Consider the following 18,320-nt stretch of genomic DNA (forward strand, 5'->3'; position numbering starts at 1 on the left):
TCCCCATCAATAAATGTAATGTTTTATTTAACTTATATTCAACCTACTTCTATATCTATTTGATTGCAAAAATGTGTTTTGCAAGTCTAAAATGGAGATAGATTATGAAACAAAAAAACAAGATATTAAACACATATAATCAGGGGGGGGGGGCAGAATAAGGAGAGATTTGTTTCTTCGTGGCTCATTGGCTTTATTTCTGTACTTAAACTCTAGTTATGGAAGTTGCATTAGTCAATCAGGGGCGATAGGCATTTGCGTAGATGGAGGAGGGGATAAGTCAAGTGATTTTGGGATTACTTGGAATGGATTGCATGGAGGGGGAGAAATCTATCAACCCTTCAAAAAAGGAGGGACTCCTGTTGATAAGCTTAGTTTTGTTTTTGATTTAAATACCCAAGATGATGATTTGGTTGCCAAAATTATTGGCTCCTCACTTGAAATCAACGGAAATGGCAAAAGTCTTCAGATGAATGATGGAAATGGGACAATTGCCTTTTTGCTTCAAGATGATGGAGATAAATCAATTGCTCTTAGTCTTGGAAAAAAAGATTCGAGTCTTCCTGCCCTCAAGGGAAATTTGATAATTGATGGTGAGTCTGGGACAAACACTTTTGTGGGGACTTTTGGAGGGGAGGGAATCAGTGGAGATGTACTTCTTGGAATATTTGGAAGCAATTCATTTAACTTCACAAATCATGCCAAAATTACTGGAAAAATCACACTGCAAGCTGGAGATACAACATTTTCATCTGATAAAAAATCCACTTCTATTATGGGGGGAATTTTTAGTGATTTGGGAGATGGGAAACTAATTTTTTATGATACAAAAGTGCATATTTCAGGTAATTTGGATAATGAGGGGAGCAATAGTGGTGATGGAGCCATTGTAGCAAATGGAGGAGATACCTCACTTGTTTTTAATACAGAACACCAAAACATTACAGTTGAGAATAAAATCTCTGTGGGTAATAAAGCCACATCTCACATACTTATTGACATTACTCAAAACGACTCGACACTAACCCTAAATGGGGTATCCACTCAGGATGGCAGTGGGGGAACCCAAATTAAATTTGGAGGGGAGAATGCAACACTAATACTCAAAGAAAAATCTCAACAGCCCGGTTTTAATTTCTATGGTGGTGGTAATACAATCACTTTTGAGGGGAAAAATTCAAAAATTTTGGGAAATGTAAGCTCTTTTGCAACCAAGATAAGCATTCAACCCTCACAAAGAACCTCTGATGGTCTCTTCTCCAAACAAGTAATAAGCAATCTAAGAAAAAACCTCATTGTTTTTAATGGCGATAATGGAAGTATCCTTGGAAATCTCTACACTCAAAAAGGAAATAATGAGGTCTTGTTTAAAGGAGAGGGGACAAACATAATCAAGGGGGATATCACAACAAAAAGTGGAAGCAATAGCGTTTCTTTTGAAAATACAAATTCACAAAGCAATACAATCATAGGAAATGTCTATACTCTAGGATTGTCTGCACAAACCTCTATCACTTTTGGAGGAAAAACAACAAACACAATTCAAGGTAATGTAAGCACAAATTCTGGGAAAACCACTATAGACTTCTTAGGAAATGGTAGCATCAGTGGAAAAGTGCATGTTGGATCCGACACTGATATTTATGGGGAAAGTATAATTTTGGTTTCTTCTCATAAAGTTGAAATTGGAGGAGTTGAGGTTGGTGGGCAATCTCATGCCTTCAATAGGGTTAAAGGAGAAAATGGGAATTTGACAATCCTAACTATTGCATCTGGAGATGGGATGGGAAATTCAGTCTATGCCAAAAATCCCCATGGATCCAACTCTATTCAAATCCCCAGTGGAATGCTTACGACAAAATCAGGAGTTACCTCAATCTATGGAAAAAATCTTTTCAATATCCAAAGCCTTACTATCCAATCTGGTGGGCTACATGCAATAGGATCGCCACAATATTCTGCACATAATATTGTGCTTACAAGAAATGCCAAGATTGATGGAAATATCACAGCACAAACCCACTCAAACAATACATTGGATTTCAAAGGCAATGGCAATGTAACTCTTGGGGATCAATCATCAATTTTAATCAGTGCAAAAGGTGGAGCAAATATCATCTCTTTTGGCCCTGGGAGCAATAACATCTTAAATCTCACCTCAATTACAGCAGATGGTGGATCAAATATTTTGGGAAAAGCCCTTCTTGTAAAAACCAATTCTTTTGATCGCCCATTAAATAATCATAGTCACTCATCTCCCAATGCCTTTGGTGGGAAAATGACAATCTCTCAAGGAGTTGGCTCAACAGGAGAGGGAAAAAATATTATTTTATTCGCTCCCAACTCTTCTCAAAACTCCTCTATCATCTCTCACTTCAACAAAACACATGGAACTTTTGATCTCAAAAATGCAGTCTTTTCAGACACTGGGAGCAATACCCTTTGGCTTGATCTCTCCTCGTCTTCTCTGACACACACAAAAGATGCGATTGAAACATTCTCAAAAACTCCACACTCCCCGACAGATAGGGAAAATCTGGCCCTCTCTTCTGGTATTGCAGGAGATATCACAAGCAGGAGTGGAGACAATAATATATTCATCAAAGGAGGGGGAGAGAAAGACAAAACGCATTCTGCACTCTTTGGAAATATCAACACAAGTGGAGGAAATAATAATTTATTTCTTAAAGATTCGGTGATTATCCCCTCCTCGCTCATCACTTCGGAAGACAAGGTTTTAGATATCGGAGCAGGATTTTCAGGCAATATCACAACCACAGGTGGAATCACCCATATTGCAATGCACCTCACACATTATCCAACGAGCCAAAATGATATCTTTGTCTATAATCTCACAACCACAGGAGGGCAAACACATATCACTTTTGGGGGCAAAATCAATGCAGAGATTAAAACTCGATACTCCAAAGAAAGTCGTACTACTCTCATCTTTGCTCAATCAAGCAATGGAGAAAATCAAGAAACCGATGTAGTCAAAATCAAATCATCAAGTCTTACTTATCATGATGGATTCAAAGTAGAGATTACAGGAACCCCTCACTCTTCCCCACTCCTCTCTACAATCAAATCCACCCAAACCACTGATGAATACTCTCTTGCCTTGGGAGGAAATACTACTGGAATCATCTCTTTGCTAAACTCATCTCAACAACATTCAGAGCAAGGGGTTAGCCAAAATTCAAAAACTCACTCTATCACTCTCAAAGAGCATTCAAGTTTTTTAGGAGATTTTTATCTTGATTCTGGCAAATCTTCCCCTAGTGTAACCCTTGAAGACAATTCATCAGTCTTTTTGAGAAATTTAGAGAAATCGCAAAAACAACAAAGTAATTTTCATATCCCAACACTCATTATCCAAAATCACTCCTCCAATCAAAACAAAACCAATGCAACAATTAGTGTAGCAACTCACTCTAGTGATGGGGATCATTTTGGGCTATTAAAAATTGGCAACTCTGATGAGAGTGGAAAGTCCATAGTAAAAACCAATAGTGGGCTTCAAGGCAAGGGGAATGCCACATTTGTTACTAGAGTGAAAATAGGAGCGGATCAAAAAACTGCAACTCTAGGAGGAGAAGAGGTGAGTAAATATGGCAATACATATTCAGATAGGATTATTATTGCAAATATTGGGGACAACTCTACTTCACAGAGTGGTATCTTTCTTATGCAAGTTGTTGTGGAGGATAAAAACAATATTTCAAATATTAAATATGATTCTTCGCAAGATGGTGAGAAAAGTGCAAAAGGTGGGACAAAAACTTCTGGGAATATTGCCGTACTTACCACTATCAACACAGGTAATAAACAGGCAGGGATTACACTCAAGCTCAAAGAGAGTATTCAAGGATTTGATAAAATCAGCGGAACTCTCACATCAGCAATCACAGACATTAATGGAGTGTCCAAGCAAGATGGGGACTACACTACATACTTTCTCAATAGTCTAACCACAAGTGGAGTGACAGAAGAAAGAAGAGAGGTAAGTGTGAGTGCACTTGGGGGAAATTATGATCTCTATATAGCAAACTTCAACTCACTTAATAAGCGTATGGGGGAGCTTAGAGATAATCATCACTCTCAAGGAGTATGGGCTAGAATCTTTTGTGGAAGAATAAGTAATGATTTTGGAATGGGGACAAAAACAAGCTATGTAACACTACAAGGGGGATATGACTATGCCTTTGGGTTTGAGGGAGCTAATAACTACTTGGGATTAGCCCTCTCTTATGGCACATCAAATTCAAGTATTCAAAATACTCTAGTACAAAGCCTCAATCAAGAAATCTTAGGAATTGACTATATCAAGTCCAATGCCATAGAGGTTGCACTTTATAACTCCTATGTCCAAGATGAGGGCTGGTATAATGATAGTATCGCCAAATTTAGCTATATCTTCTCAGACTTCTCTATGATGGGACAAAGCTCCACTTATAGCACAAGCAATATGGCTTTTACTTTGAGTGATGAGTTTGGTTATCGCTTTAAGCTTGGAAGTGAAAAAGAGTGGTATATCGATCCTCAAGTCGAAGTAGCATTGGGATATTTCAACCAAACAAGCTTTAGGCAAGTTTTGGGGGATTCTTGGCTTAATGCACTTGGAGAGAGGCTTATTGTCGTGCGTTCAAGATTTGGATCTAGCTTTGGTTATGATTTCAAAAGATTTACAAAACACAAACCAATCCAAGCAAGTGCGTATGCAGGGGTATTTTATGAATATGATTGCCTTGTAGGAGGAGATGGGATATTGACAACAGATCTTGGAGGAACTAGCACCCATCCAAGCACTCTTGCATCTAATGGCAGAGCATTGTTCAATGTGGGGGTTCATACAACCATCAAAGACAATACTAGACTTTACTTTGACTTTGAGAAAAGCTTTGCAGGGAAAATCAACATAGATTATCAAATCAATGTAGGGGTAAGATATAGCTTTGGAGAAAATGATGGCTATATCCCCACAGCAAACAAGAAAGAAAAACTACCCACGAAAATAGAACATCAAGATTTTGAATGGGAGGAATAATCCTCCCTTCAATACAATCAAGCAAAACGCTCTCCTTTGTGATAAAATCTTGCTTTTGACTTTTTAGGAGAGAAATATGAAAAAAATCTTGTTTATTCTTTTGTTGCCTTTATGGATTTTCGCTCAAAGCCCTCTTGATGATTTGATTGATGAAGTGATAGAGCTCAATACCCAAAGCCAAAACCAAACCTCATCTCAAGATTTGCTTAAGCTCTCAGAGAGAAAACTTGCAATCTTTAGGAAAATTGCCACAACTCTTATCCAAACTCAGCCCTCACCCTCTCCTACCCTTGCCCATACTATTGAAGCACTGCAACTCACGATGCAAAACGCCTCACAAGTGCAATCCCCACTTCTTCTAGCTAGAAATACTTTGGAACTTAACACTTTGCTAACCCAAAAGGCTTTTGAAGATTTTGTCGTTTTGATTCACAAAAGAAACAATGCCCTCACCACTCAAAGCCATATCAAAAGTATCATCTCCTCCACACTCCAAAAACTCAAAGACTATGATCATATCCCTACAAAAAACCTCACAGCCAAGCAAAAAGAGGAGATTTCAAGCAAACAAGCTCAGTTTGAAATCTTTGTCGCAAGTTATGTAGAAATCCTAAGCTATCTCAATGCCAATGCCAAGCTTCTTATCCCTCGCAGTATTTGGAGCAACTTCAACCTCCCCTCACTTCTCAATCTCATCACCAATGCCCTGCCTGAAAGCATCGCTTCTTTGGGAGTGGCAAAAACACTTTTATCTCTAAGTATTTTTATCACGCTCTTTTTCTTCCGTCAAATCATCGCTCATCTTTTGCTCAAATCACTTGGCTATCTCTCACGCTTTCTCAAATCTCAAGAGATTCAAGATCAAATCCGACGCCATATCGCCAAACCTATCTTAATGCTTATCATCATCTCTAGTTTTGCAATCTCTCTGACAATCCTAGCCTACCCCAAACCTGCTTCACCTGATTTTTTGATGTGGGTGAATGCTTCTTATATCATCGCTCTCTCTTGGCTTGCAATTTTGCTTTTCAAAGGCTATGGGATTGCGATTTTGGGGAGTTTGGCAGAGAAAAACAACACTTTTAGGCGAGAAGTCATCAATCTCTTGCTCAAAATCACCTATTTTCTCATCATTCTCATTGCCCTACTTATCTTACTCAAAAACTTTGGATTCAATATCTCAGCCCTCATTGCCTCCCTTGGAATCGGTGGTTTGGCTGTGGCATTTGCTGTCAAGGATATGTTGGCCAATTTCTTTGCTTCTGTGGTTTTGCTCTTTGATAATTCATTTAATCAAGGGGATTGGATTGTGTGTGGGGATATTGAGGGAACAGTGGTTGAAATGGGACTTAGACGCACCACGATTAGGACATTTGATAATGCGATGCTTTTTGTGCCAAACTCACTCCTAGCCAATAGCTCTGTAAGAAATTGGAATCGCCGAAAAGTAGGAAGAAGAATCAAAATGCAAATTGGAGTAACTTATAGCTCTACCCCTGATCAAATCCGCTCTTGTATCAAAGATATTTATCAAATGCTCTTAAATCATCCACAAATTGCCAAAGAAAACGATGAGCGACCCCCACTTAGCCACTATGAGCTAGATTTGAAGCAAAATATCGTCTCCCTTGATGACTTGCTAGGATATAAAAGCAATCTTTTTGTCGTGCTAGATGAGTTTGCTGATAGCTCTATCAATATTTTGGTGTATTGTTTCTCAACTACAATCAAATGGGGAGAGTGGCTTGATGTGCGTCAAGATGTGATGCTAAAGATTATGGATATTGTAGCCTCTCATAACCTAAGCTTTGCATTCCCAAGCCAAAGCGTTTATATCGAGGAGATGCCTAAAGTATCTCTCCTCCAATCTTAAGATAACGCTCATAATAATACTCCACAAACTCCCTAGCTCCTCTTTGGAGTGGGAGATAAACCCCCTCTTTTTTCTCTACAAATTCAGACAAAAACTCCCCTGATTCTCTATGCTCCACATAGTGCATAAGCAATCTCTCATATACCCCCAAATACCACTCCACATACTCCTCGCTCTTGCTCCAATCCACCTCCAAGCCCCCACCCTCAAAGCTCAATATCCCACTCTCAAATGCCCCACTCAAATGCAATAACCCCTCACAATAATAAGGCAACACCTCCTCCACCCTCTGATAAGAGATGAGTTTGATAGAGCGATGCAAGTGATCGATGAGCAAATCCCTACTTCTCCCACCCTTATAAAAATGTCTCACTAGCCCCCCACAAGTGGCTTTGAACTCTTCAAGATTTTTATACTCTCCCCCCTCATTCATCAACCCCTCACTTCTCTCATCTACCCACAAAATATGCCCATACTCGTGTCCATTGGTGCTGAGATGATACACCTCTCTCCACCTCTCCTCACTCTCTAAAATCTCACGATAAGAGAATAAAAATTCACTAGGAAAGATCTCAACCTCAAGCTTGGTTTGAGGTTTGGCACGAAGAGAGTGCAAAATCCTATGGGTGTAGGCAAAGATTTTTTTCTTCTCTATGCTCTCATCATTGGGAATCACTTGGGCTGAAAAAAGCCCATTATTGAGTGAGCCATAAAAGCACAAAGGCATACAATCAAAAAATAGCGTTCCTTTGATTTTCTCCCCATTGCTAAAAGTAATGCCAAGCTTATGGGTAAAATGCTTTTGCATCTCTATCATTCCCTCTTGCAACTCTGCTCTATGGCTTGCATAAGGGTTGCTTAGTCGGATATCCCACTCAGGGGCGACACTATGGCGATAAATATCCTCATAGTATTCAAAAGGATGAGCGATTTGAATAGGAGTTTTTATCTCACTCCACGCTCTATCCACTTCTCTCCACGCCTCAATCAATCCCTCACGCTCTTGATAAGCTAGGGCATTATAGAGGGCTTGAAAATATGTGCAAAACACCCCACTCTCCCCCTCCTCACTCTTTTGCAACTCCTCTATAAGCTCTTTTATACTAGAGAGAATTAGCCCAATCTCTTGAGGAAAGGCTTTGGCATAGGGATAAAACACTGCCCTCTCCCCCTCAAACCTCACCACCGAATAGCTCCTCTCTCCCCACGCCTCACCCCTAGCTTTATCAATGCTCTCCCTCATCTCCCTCTCACAACCCCTTTTTGCTATCTCAATATTGCTCCCCTCTATCAGATCCTCATTCCATTTGATAAACCACGCATTAAACCCTAGTCCGATTTTGTGAGAGTGAGATAAAAGTGTGCGATAAAGTGGGGTAAGCAAGGCATTATCTTCAATATAGCCTATAATCCTCTCAAAGACTTTAGAATAAAACTCGCTCACCTCTTTTATCATCAAGGTTTTGCTCTCCTTGAGATTGTTGCCCTTTTTTTTGAGGATTTGCAAAATCGGCTCTTCTTTGAGGGCAATCACCCTTTCACAAAGTGCATAATCCACCTTTTTGTCTCTCTCTAATCCTAGCTTCTCTCTCAAAGTCTTGATAATCTCTACATCTTCCTCCCCCTCTAGCACCTTATAAATCTCATTGACTTCAGAGTATTGCTTATTTGCAAAATCCCAAATCTTTTTTAAATCTTCTTGCATTCTCTCTCCTTGTGTTTTGTAATCATAGGTTTTTAGGTTATAATGCCTTCATAATCCTCTCTTGCAAAAGATTGGAATCTGGCTTACACTCTTGTGTGAGTTTCCCCGTCTTAGTGCGGGGTTATTACACTTCAATAATTTTCTTGGCAATCCTCTCTTTTATGGTTTTTAAATTCTCTTGAGATATACTGCATTTGTATTGATATACTCTTCTTTTGTCAAAAGATTTGACTTGTGCCAAAAGTGCAACTTGAATCTCTTTTTGATTATCTTTGAATTTATAAAACATAAAGCCTGTTTTGTTTTTTGTCTTGCTTGAGAGTGGCACGCCCATAAACATTCCATTGGGCAAAACATTGAGAACCAAAACAGGACGAGCAAATCTCTCTCCCTTGCCATAAACCTCACTTCCCACATTAAACCCCACATAGCACTAATATTTTTTTCCTATTGTTATTTTTTTGTCCTTTTCTCTTGTACTTACTTCTTTTTTGACTTTATTCCATTGATCAAATCTCTCTTCTTGCATTCTCTCTCCTTGTCTTAAAGCGGTTTCTTCCACTCTTTTGCTTCTCTTAGAATCGCACTCAAAAATTGATCGCCCTCTCTCATCCAATACCCATAATCACATACAATAAAAAGTCGTTTTTTTACCCTTGAGATAGCGACATTGAGGGCTTTGAGGGCTTGGGGGTTGTGAGAATCTGTAAGATGATAGTGCAAAAGCACAGGAGAGAAAATCACATTCTCAAACTCCTGCCCTTGTGAGCCGTGAATTGTAAAAACCCTATCATAAGGGATTCCATTATAAATCATATCTTTTCGCTGTTGCACAAAAGGAGTAATTACCCCCCAATCACTTAACCCCTCAATGATTTTCTTCACTCCCACAATCTCTGCAAGATTGTTATTACTCTTTGGCTCTCCTCTAATGTGTGAGGTATCAAAACTAGAGCAATCAAGATAATAAATCTCACTTCTCTCCTCCCTCCCCCTTAGTCCATTGTGATAAATGTAGTGATTGAGGATTGAGGCAAGGTTATTGCCATAGCGATGAGTGTGTCTAAGTGTGGCTAGTTTTGTAACTTCAAAATCAAGCTTCCCCTCCAAAGCCTTGCCTTGCAAAAAATGCTCTAAAAACAACGCTGAGAGATTCCAAAGTTTGCCTTCTGGGTGGATTTGCAAATCTTTGGGCTTCATCTCACACACAGGCATAAGCTGTTTGTGATCGCCTAGCAAAGTCAGAGGCGTATCCATCACACACAACGCACACACTTTCACCAAAGGAGCAAACGCACATTCATCTAAAAAACAATGATCAAAGCTCACCCCTAGCTCTTTGTAGCGTTTGATAAACCCATCTAGTGTCATTGCCAAGACTTGAGCTTCTTTGATTCTCTCTCTTGGATTTGAGAAATTAAAAAGATTGCTTTCCCTATTTTTCACACTCTCACAAATCTCAGGGTAGATTTGAGAAAACTCTAGTGTAGGCACTCCCAAACGCAAAATAAGACTTCTATCAAGGTGCAATTCATCAAGTTTGGCTATCAAAGTCTTAAGGGCTTGTTCTAATGCATTATTTGTAGGGGCTAAGAGTGCGATTTTTTTGCCTTGTTTTAAGAGGTGCAAAATCGCTTGGAAAAGCACTCTTTGGGTTTTCCCACTCCCTGGTGCTCCCCAAATATACACAAGAGGATGAGAAAAAATGGTTTGAATGGCTCTGTATTGCTCCTCACTTAGCTCATCTCTCAAAATCCCCTCCTCACTCAAAGGCAGGGGAGAGGCAGAAGGTAGGGCGATTTTTTGCTCATTGAAAAAAACTTCTACATTTTTGACCAAAAATTTCAAATCACTCACGAGTCTAAAGGGTTTGTTTTTGGGATTGAGTGAAGCGTTTTTGAAATAGAGTTGCAAAACTAGATTTTTCTCATCATAAGAGCTTACACTAATCTCTTCTTCTTCACCTATGGCATACTCTTTGTCTTCTAAGAAAAATACAAGATTATCTGTGCTAAAAAGCTTTTGGTTTAGAGCTAGGGTGAGCTGATGATCCTCAAAGGCATAGGAGAGGATTTTTATCTCCTCCACACCTAAGCCATTTTGCTCCAAATACTCAAAATAGGTTTGAGCAGATTGTATAAGTGTTTCTTCTACCAAATATATACTTTATATCCCACAGAGATTTGAGGGCCTGCAAAGACTTGATGAACTGAGCTAAAGCCCTCTTTTTGGGTAGGGATAGCAAGAGGTGAGATAGGAGAGCGATACATAATCTCAAAGCGATGAATATCCCCTACAACCACACTTCCCCCCACTCTCCAATACGCCCCATAAGTCTCACTTTTGAGCTGATAGCCTTGAGTGTATTTGTCTGAAACCAAAAATCTCATTCCATACTCAAATCCCCCAAAAATCCCTAGATTCATATCCCCACCCTTATAAAAATCCACTAGCAAATCCAAAGCTCCAAAAAGTGAGAAAGCTCCCGTAGCCTCTCCCCCCATATCAGCTCCCCCCAATCCAAACTCTCCCAATGCTCTACCCCCCACAAACTCTCCCCCATCCCAAAACTGCTCTACTCCCCCACTGAAAGACACCATATAGCTCTTCCCCTCTAGGGATACAGGGGTGGAGGTATTGCCTGATTCCATAGTTTTGACCTCAAAAGTAGGGAATCCAAAATCAAGTGAAGCACCGATGAAATATTTAGGATCTCCTCCCCACACACTACAACAAAGCACTGCCAAAGCTAGGGCGAGTTTTTTCATTTTTACTCCTTAGTTGCAAGAAACAAAGTCGAGAGCTTAGCACTATAACTCTTGCTCCACACATTCACAAATCCCACCTTCTCCAACTCCTCTCTTAGCTCTTGGGTTGAGGCAAAAGCTTCAATGGAGTTAGGGAGGTATTGATAGGCTTTGAGGTTTTTAGAAATCAATCCCCCAATAAGAGGCAAAATCTTTTGAGTATAAAACTTTGCTCCTTTTTCAAAAAGGCTAGGAGAGGGGTTATGAGTAAATTCCAAAATCAGCAAAACCCCTCCCTTTTTTAGCACACGATAAAACTCTTTGAGTGCGTCTTGATACCCACACACATTTCTTAATCCATACGCAATGGAAACAATATCCACACTCTCACTCTTTAGAGGAATCTCTTGGGCTTGGGCTTGGATAAAAGTGGTGTTTGAGAGCTTTTTTTTGGCAACCTCTAGCATCTGCTCTGAAGGATCAATCCCTACAAACTCACACCCTCTCCCCAAAGCATTTTGCCAATGAAGGATCATATCCCCTGTCCCACACGCAATATCTGCCACCCTCAATCCCTCACTTCTCCCTAGTCGCTCTAGGCTCTTAGCACACCCCTCTTTTCTCCATTTCACATCAACCCCAAAGCTCAGCACTCGATTGGCTAGATCATAGCTTGAAGCAATATCATCAAACATTTCTACAATTTGTTTTTGCTTATCCATTTTTCACTCCATTTAGCCACGCTTTGAGCGTGCTGATTTGGGCTTTGGTTTGATTCTCTGAAGTGCCACCATAAGAATCTCTTGCATTCATTGAAGCCTTCAAATCTAGCACACTCTTTACCCCCTCTCCTATCCTCTCATCAATCCCTCTAATCTCACCCTCTTCTAACTCACTGATATCTACCCCTCTGCCTTCTGCATAAGCCACGACTTTGCCTGTGATATGATGAGCTTCACGGAAAGGCACATTGCACTTTTGCACCAAAAAATCTGCTAAATCTGTGGCTGTGAGGTGTCCGACTTTTGCCATTTTTTCCATTTTTTGAGTGTGGAAAGTAAGGGTTTGAAGAGCCTTGTCTAGTATCTCAAGACTGATTAGAGCCGTTTTGACACTATCAAACACACCTTCTTTATCCTCTTGCGTATCTTTATTATAAGCTAGAGGTAGTCCTTTCATCACCACCAAAAGAGAGATGAGATTACCATAAGCCCTCCCACTCTTTCCTCTCAAAAGTTCAGCCACATCGGGGTTTTTTTTCTGAGGCATTATGGAGCTTCCTGTGGAGTATTCATCACTAAAGCTAATATATCCAAACTCATAACTGCTCCATAGCACTAGCTCTTCGGCTATGCGTGAGATATGCATCATAATCATTGAGATTTCATAGAGCAAATCAAGTGCAAAATCCCTATCACTCACAGAATCCATCGCATTGAGTGTGGGGGAGCTAAATCCCAAAGATCTAGAAGTCATCTCTCTACTTGTCGCATAAGGCACACCTGCTAATGCTCCACTTCCTAGAGGGCAGAGATTGTTTCGCTTATAGCTCTCACTCATTCTCTCATAATCTCTCACTAGCCCCATACACCACGCCACAAGATGAAATCCTAGATTGATAGGTTGAGCGTGTTGAAGATGTGTCATTCCTGCTAGAAGGGTTTGAGTGTGGTTTGAGGCAATATTTAAAAGTGTGTCTATCACATTTAAGAGTAAAGAGCGGATTTCTTGATTGCTTTGCAAGACATAAAGTCTGAAATCAAGTGCGACTTGATCGTTTCGGCTTCTTGCAGTGTGGAGCTTTTTCCCTGCTTCTCCGATTTTTTGAGTCAATGCCCCCTCAATACTCATATGAATATCCTCATCACTGAGCTTGAAGATAAATTCCCCTCTCTCTATCTCCCCCTCTATCTCTTCTAGCCCTCTAAGGATACTCTCATACTCACTTTGAGTGAGAATCTTACAAGAGCAAAGCATTTGAGCGTGGGCTTTTGAGCCTTGAATATCTTGCTTCCATAACTCCTTGTCAAAAGAAATAGAAGCATTAAACTCATCTAAGAGTGCATTGCTATCTTTGCTAAATCGCCCCGCCCAAAGCTTTGCCATTTATTTCACCCACAAACTTGGTTGCAAAATCACCAAAATCACAATAGCAATAAGGATAAGCGTTGGCACTTCATTAAAAACCCTAAAGAATTTCCCACTTCTTTTGCAAGTGCCTCTCTCAAAGCTTTTCATATAATGCCCACACAATAGATGATAGCCCACAAGTGCGATAATCAAAGTGAGTTTAAGATGAAGCCAAGCTGAAGTTTTCATATATTGCCCTCCACCAAGCACGACAATCAAAGCAAATCCACTAACCAAAGTTGCAATCATTGCAGGCCAACCGATGAAATAATACAGCTTACTCTCTTGAATCTTCACAACCTCTGTAAAGCCCTCATTCTCAATATGCTCAGCGTGATAGACAAACAATCTAGGGATATAAAATAGCATTGCCATCCACGAAGTAAAGGCTAAAATATGCAAGATTTTGAGCCACTCATAAGTTTCCATTTTCTACCTCCAAAAAACTATATTCTAACATAGCAAAATTGCTTCACTCTCACAAAGAGCTTCAAAACTCTCTTTGTTTGCAATATTTGCTGATAAAGTAAGTTTAACACTACTAGATAAAAAATCTCTATGCAAAATCTTAATTTTGCTCTTTTCGCAAAGATAAAGCACTTGATTTAAAAGTGCATAAGAGGGGGAAATCTCCCATTGGATAAGCTCTTCATAAGGAAACAAAAGCCCCAAATCTTTGGCATTTTTCACTGCTTCTTGAATGGCTTGAGTATAAGCCCTCACTAATCCCCCTACACCCAAAAGTGTCCCTCCAAAATACCTCACACTCACTGCCCCTACATTGATGAGATTCTCTCCTCTTAGCACATTTAAAGTCGGCACGCCTGAACTCCCCTTAGGTTCTCCATCATCACTAAAACTCTCACAAATTTGCACCTCTTTTATGCGTGTAGCTGTTACAAAATGCACTGCCTTTGGGTGCTCTGCCCTCAAAGTCTGCAATGTGGTTTCAAACTCTTCAATGGGGGTTAAAAAGCTCAAAAATTTTGAGCCTTTGACTTCATAAAATCCTTGACTAGTTTTTTGGAGTTGAAGCATTGTTTTGGGGTGTGCTAGGAGCTTCTTGGGGTTTTGTATCCTCCTCACTAGGATTGAGTGGCACAAGATTGATAATCAATGTTTCTTTTTTGAGTGTGAGATTTGCTCCATCTTCAATCACTTCAAACTCTCCATCAAACTCTTCCATTAGCTTTTGCTCAAATCTCATAGAATCTTCTGAGGCACACATCTTGCGAGTCATTCCTGAATTTCTCATCTCAATGACTTTGTCAGTTATCCATAAATAGTTAGCAAAAAAAGCATTACACCCTGTATTGCCATAGACTTTGAATTCTTTTGTATCAAACCTCATAAATGGGGTTTGCTCTAAGTTTTTAGACTCATAGCTCTCTCCTGTGAGAGTAAAAGAAGCAATCTTCCATTGATTTTTTCCCAAATCAATATTTGGCCCAAAATCAAAGAGATTTAGCACAAAACACCCACTAAAAACCAAAGGAAAAACCAAACTAGAAATAAAAAGCAATATTTTTCTCAACATACTAGCACCTAAAAAATGGATAATCAAAATAATGATTTGATGATAAACCCAAAGGGATATTGATATAAAATTATAAAACAAAAACTTTAAAAGGAAGTCTATGGATTGCATATTTGAACTCAAAAAAACTCAAATTCCTCAAAACAAAAAAATCATCTTAGGTTTTGCTCCTCATTTGCTTAACTCTCAAAGCCTTATCTTCTCCCCTATTCCTATCCCAAACGCCCAACAAATCAACTATGAAGTCGGCACTGAAGAGGGGGTAATGCTTCTTTTAGCTCAAAAGCTTTGTGCCCAACCCTCACAAAACCTTCAAGGTATTCTTGAAGAAATTGATTTGGGATATTTGAGTGCTGAGAGCAATGTAGGAGAAGAGGAGCTAGAAGAGATAGAGGAGTTTATTGGAGATGAAAAGATAGTAATCATTATCACTCAAGATTTCCTCACTCACCCAAAAGGACAAAATATCCTCTCTATCTTTGAAGAAATGGCTATGCAACCCCATATTCTCTGCCTTTTTGATACTCTCAATCCTCAAACTTGCACTTCATTACCTGAATACAACGGACTTGTTGTAAGAATCACACAAGGAGAACCCCTGCTTCGTGGCTCTCAACAATTCTCCCTTTTTGCAAAACTCAAAAATGGCGATACTCCCACAATCTCTCATCAAGAGTTTTGTATCCAAGCTCCTTTTGTGCTAGATGAATCCTTAAGAGGAACGATTGCAATCTTGCAACTCCCCACACCTCCTCTCTCCTATCCTTATCAAAAAGTGCAAATCAAATAAGGAATTTATTTTGCTTAAAATACTAGGTATGTAGAGTAAAAAGGAAAAAATTTGAGAATCATCATCGCGTTATTTGTCGGTTTTCTTGGGCTTTCTGCCCTAGAGGTTGAAGTCAATTTTGGAAAGCAAAACAACGAGGATTTTTCTGTCCTCAATCTGCGACACGACAAACCCTTTGAGTGTAAAGAAAATATCAATGTCTATAATGAAATCACTTCAGTAGATTGCTATATTGATCAAACCCCTATCAATAACTTTGTCCCCACAAATACAATCTTTTTCAACTTTGCCACAAAGGTTATAGACAACAAACTCCACCTCATCATCACCCCCAAACACAAGCTCAAACTCTACTCCACCTTTCTTGATCTCAAGACTTCCACCCCTATCCCCAAAGAACGACCAAAAAAATCAAAATATTGGCAAATCATTGGCTATATCTCCAAAATCCCTTTCCTCTCCCAAAAACAAACAAGTGGGCTAAATTTTCCTATCAAGATTCCAAGCGTGGATAATCTCTATATCAAGCAACTTGATATCAATCTGCGTCCTTTGAGATATGAAGAGGGATTGGACTTTGATAGGCTTAAAGAAATTAGAATGCTTTTCAATCAACAAAAATACGCTGAGGTTGTGAGTGAAACCACAAAAGCTCTCAAAGTCTTCCCAAAGAGTATTTTCAAAAAAGATTTTCTACTTTATAAAATCAAAGCTCTAACCTACTTCCCAACAAAAGACAATCTCAACACAATCATTACCCTCTCTTTAGAGTGGATCAAAGACTATCCTTCAGATAAATCAATCCCTGAAGTGCTTTATAATCTTGCCAATACTTATGCTCAAATCTATCTCAATGATGAAGCATATTACTACTATAAACGAGTCATCAATGAATATGGCGATACAGATTGGATGGCATTGGCAAAAATGCAACTTGCTAGAAACTTTGCAGCTGAGGGCTTATACAAAGTAACGCCCAATCTCTTTGTAGAGGCTTACAGAAGTGCAAAAACCAAAAAAACAGCCGATAAAATTGCCATAGAATGGGCATTGTTCAACCTCTCTCAAGATGATTTAGAGAAAACAAAAGAGCTAGTTTCTTTGGTTCTCAAAGATAATCCCTCTTATTTCTTAGAAGATGTCCAAAGCAGTATTTCTCTTGCCAATGCACTAGCAAACCACGAGCTTTATGAGATTGCAGGGGAGATTGGCTCTTATCTTATCAAATCTCTTCCACCTCAAGATGATAGATTGGAAAATCTTATAGATAGTGTTGCTCAATGGTATCAACAAGCAGGAGATTTGGATAATGCAAGGAAATACAATCTTGAATTCCTCAAGCGTTATCCAAACTCCAAAAACTACAAAAGCGTAGTTTTGAGAAATGATCGCCTTCTCTTCAAGCTTGATGAAAACAAAACGCCTGAGGAGAAAATCAAAGTCTTTGATGATATTATCCAACGCTATCCTGACTCCAAAGAAGCAGAGATTGCCTACTCACTCAAAGCCGAAGCACTCTTTGAGCTAAAGAGATATCAAGAGATTTTGGATATACAATCTCATCTCCAAGACTCACCCCTTCCTGCTAAAGCAAGAAATGCTTTGATTTTGGAAAATCTCAAATCTTTGGAGTGCAAAAAAATCCCCTCACTCTTGCAAGGAAGTGATATTGGTGCATTTGATAAGGAGAGTAAGCTTCAACTCTTTGATTGCTTGTATTCTATCTCTTATTATCAAGACGCTAAAAAAATCATTGAGAGCCAAAATCTTGAAACTCTCAATGCTCAAGAGAAGCTTCCTTGGACTTATAGGATTGCAAAAGTCCTCTATGAGCTTGGAGATTTCTCACAATCTCGCCTTGCAGGAATGGATACTTCACAAATCGCACACGCCCTCAATCTCAAAGAGTATTATGATGTGGATTTTGTGCTATTCAATGACTTTGCAGAGCTCAAACTCAAAGACAATGCCAAAAAGACTTCAGCCCTGCTCCAAAAAGAATTCCCACAAGATAAAAGAATGCTTCCTGTATGGAACACTCTTTTGAAATGGGCTCAAGAGGAAAATGACAACAATAGCATTGAAGTCTATGCCAAAGATATTCTTTCTTTGGAAGAAAAACTCAACATCTATGATTATTCTCCTTATGTCAATTTGATTTTGATTGAAACACTCAATAAAATGGGAAGATTCAAAGAGGCAAAAGAGTATGTAGATAAACTTCTTGAGGGCAACCTCACTCAAGAAGATCGCCAAAAGATTCTCTATCTGCAAGGCTCACTCCTTAAGGCTCTAGGAGAAGATGCAAGTAAATCATTTGAAGAATGCCAAAAGATTCAAATAGATTCAAATTGGAAAACCCTCTGTCAGAAGTCTTTAGAACTAATTAAGAGCAAATAAAGAATACTTTTTATGGGGGTTTGAAAATTTTGAAAACTTTTTTTATTTTAAAATAGTATGATTTCAATTTATTTTCAACTTTGAGGAGTTT

The 18,320-nt window shown here is 39.2% G+C and carries 13 protein-coding genes; 4 read left to right on the plus strand and 9 right to left on the minus strand.

The features are described 5' to 3' along the window. Positions 1-169: 169 nt before the first annotated feature. Together CQA58_RS05085 and CQA58_RS05090 are read left to right on the plus strand one after the other, a co-directional pair. Positions 170-5,047: an autotransporter outer membrane beta-barrel domain-containing protein gene (locus tag CQA58_RS05085; protein WP_115569643.1), complete on the plus strand. Its 4,878-nt coding sequence runs from the start codon at positions 170-172 to the stop codon at positions 5,045-5,047. A gap of 76 nt (positions 5,048-5,123) precedes the next feature. Then, positions 5,124-6,920, plus strand: a complete 1,797-nt coding sequence (locus CQA58_RS05090; RefSeq protein WP_115569644.1) for a mechanosensitive ion channel family protein — start codon at positions 5,124-5,126, stop codon at positions 6,918-6,920. Here the strand turns inward: CQA58_RS05090 and ciaB are convergent. From ciaB to CQA58_RS05135, 9 genes are all read right to left on the minus strand, one after another. Beyond that, positions 6,895-8,625, minus strand: a complete 1,731-nt coding sequence (gene ciaB / locus CQA58_RS05095) for an invasion protein CiaB (RefSeq protein ID WP_115569645.1) — start codon at positions 8,623-8,625, stop codon at positions 6,895-6,897. The two genes, CQA58_RS05090 and ciaB, sit on opposite strands and share 26 nt — an antisense overlap. Before the next feature lie 124 nt (positions 8,626-8,749). Beyond that, the gene (locus CQA58_RS05100) at positions 8,750-9,040 is read right to left on the minus strand and encodes a type II toxin-antitoxin system PemK/MazF family toxin (RefSeq protein WP_245942774.1); all 291 of its coding nucleotides are present in this window, start codon (positions 9,038-9,040) and stop codon (positions 8,750-8,752) included. Positions 9,041-9,168: 128 nt separating this feature from the next. Further along, entirely contained in the window at positions 9,169-10,782 is a 1,614-nt protein-coding gene (locus tag CQA58_RS05105) for an AAA domain-containing protein (protein WP_245942775.1), read from the minus strand. Beyond that, positions 10,776-11,393, minus strand: a complete 618-nt coding sequence (locus tag CQA58_RS05110) for a hypothetical protein (RefSeq protein ID WP_115569647.1) — start codon at positions 11,391-11,393, stop codon at positions 10,776-10,778. Before CQA58_RS05110 ends, CQA58_RS05105 begins: the two co-directional genes overlap by 7 nt. Before the next feature lie 2 nt (positions 11,394-11,395). Next, the gene (gene ubiE / locus CQA58_RS05115; protein ID WP_115569648.1) at positions 11,396-12,094 is read right to left on the minus strand and encodes a bifunctional demethylmenaquinone methyltransferase/2-methoxy-6-polyprenyl-1,4-benzoquinol methylase UbiE; all 699 of its coding nucleotides are present in this window, start codon (positions 12,092-12,094) and stop codon (positions 11,396-11,398) included. Then, positions 12,087-13,478 (minus strand): argininosuccinate lyase, encoded by a 1,392-nt coding sequence (argH, locus tag CQA58_RS05120; protein ID WP_115569649.1) that lies wholly within the window; start codon positions 13,476-13,478, stop codon positions 12,087-12,089. Before argH ends, ubiE begins: the two co-directional genes overlap by 8 nt. Then, positions 13,479-13,931, minus strand: coding sequence for a protoporphyrinogen oxidase HemJ (gene hemJ, locus CQA58_RS05125; RefSeq protein WP_115569650.1), 453 nt, complete (start codon positions 13,929-13,931; stop codon positions 13,479-13,481). It lies immediately after the preceding gene. A gap of 24 nt (positions 13,932-13,955) precedes the next feature. After that, positions 13,956-14,540, minus strand: a complete 585-nt coding sequence (locus tag CQA58_RS05130) for an IMPACT family protein (RefSeq protein ID WP_115569651.1) — start codon at positions 14,538-14,540, stop codon at positions 13,956-13,958. Further along, a complete protein-coding gene (locus CQA58_RS05135; protein WP_170126749.1) occupies positions 14,518-15,039 on the minus strand; it encodes an META domain-containing protein in 522 nt (173 codons plus the stop codon). The genes CQA58_RS05130 and CQA58_RS05135 overlap by 23 nt, the downstream gene beginning before the upstream one ends. Positions 15,040-15,139: 100 nt before the next feature. On the opposite strand from CQA58_RS05135, the gene CQA58_RS05140 reads away from it, so the two are divergent. After that, positions 15,140-15,829 (plus strand): hypothetical protein, encoded by a 690-nt coding sequence (locus tag CQA58_RS05140; protein ID WP_115569653.1) that lies wholly within the window; start codon positions 15,140-15,142, stop codon positions 15,827-15,829. 51 nt (positions 15,830-15,880) lie between these two features. Further along, positions 15,881-18,229 carry a tetratricopeptide repeat protein gene (locus CQA58_RS05145; RefSeq protein WP_115569654.1) on the plus strand — a complete coding sequence of 783 codons (2,349 nt, stop codon included), beginning with the start codon at positions 15,881-15,883 and terminating at the stop codon, positions 18,227-18,229. Positions 18,230-18,320: the final 91 nt, after the last annotated feature.

Origin of the sequence: Helicobacter brantae (assembly GCF_003364205.1) — a bacterium.
Lineage (GTDB): Bacteria > Campylobacterota > Campylobacteria > Campylobacterales > Helicobacteraceae > Helicobacter_G > Helicobacter_G brantae.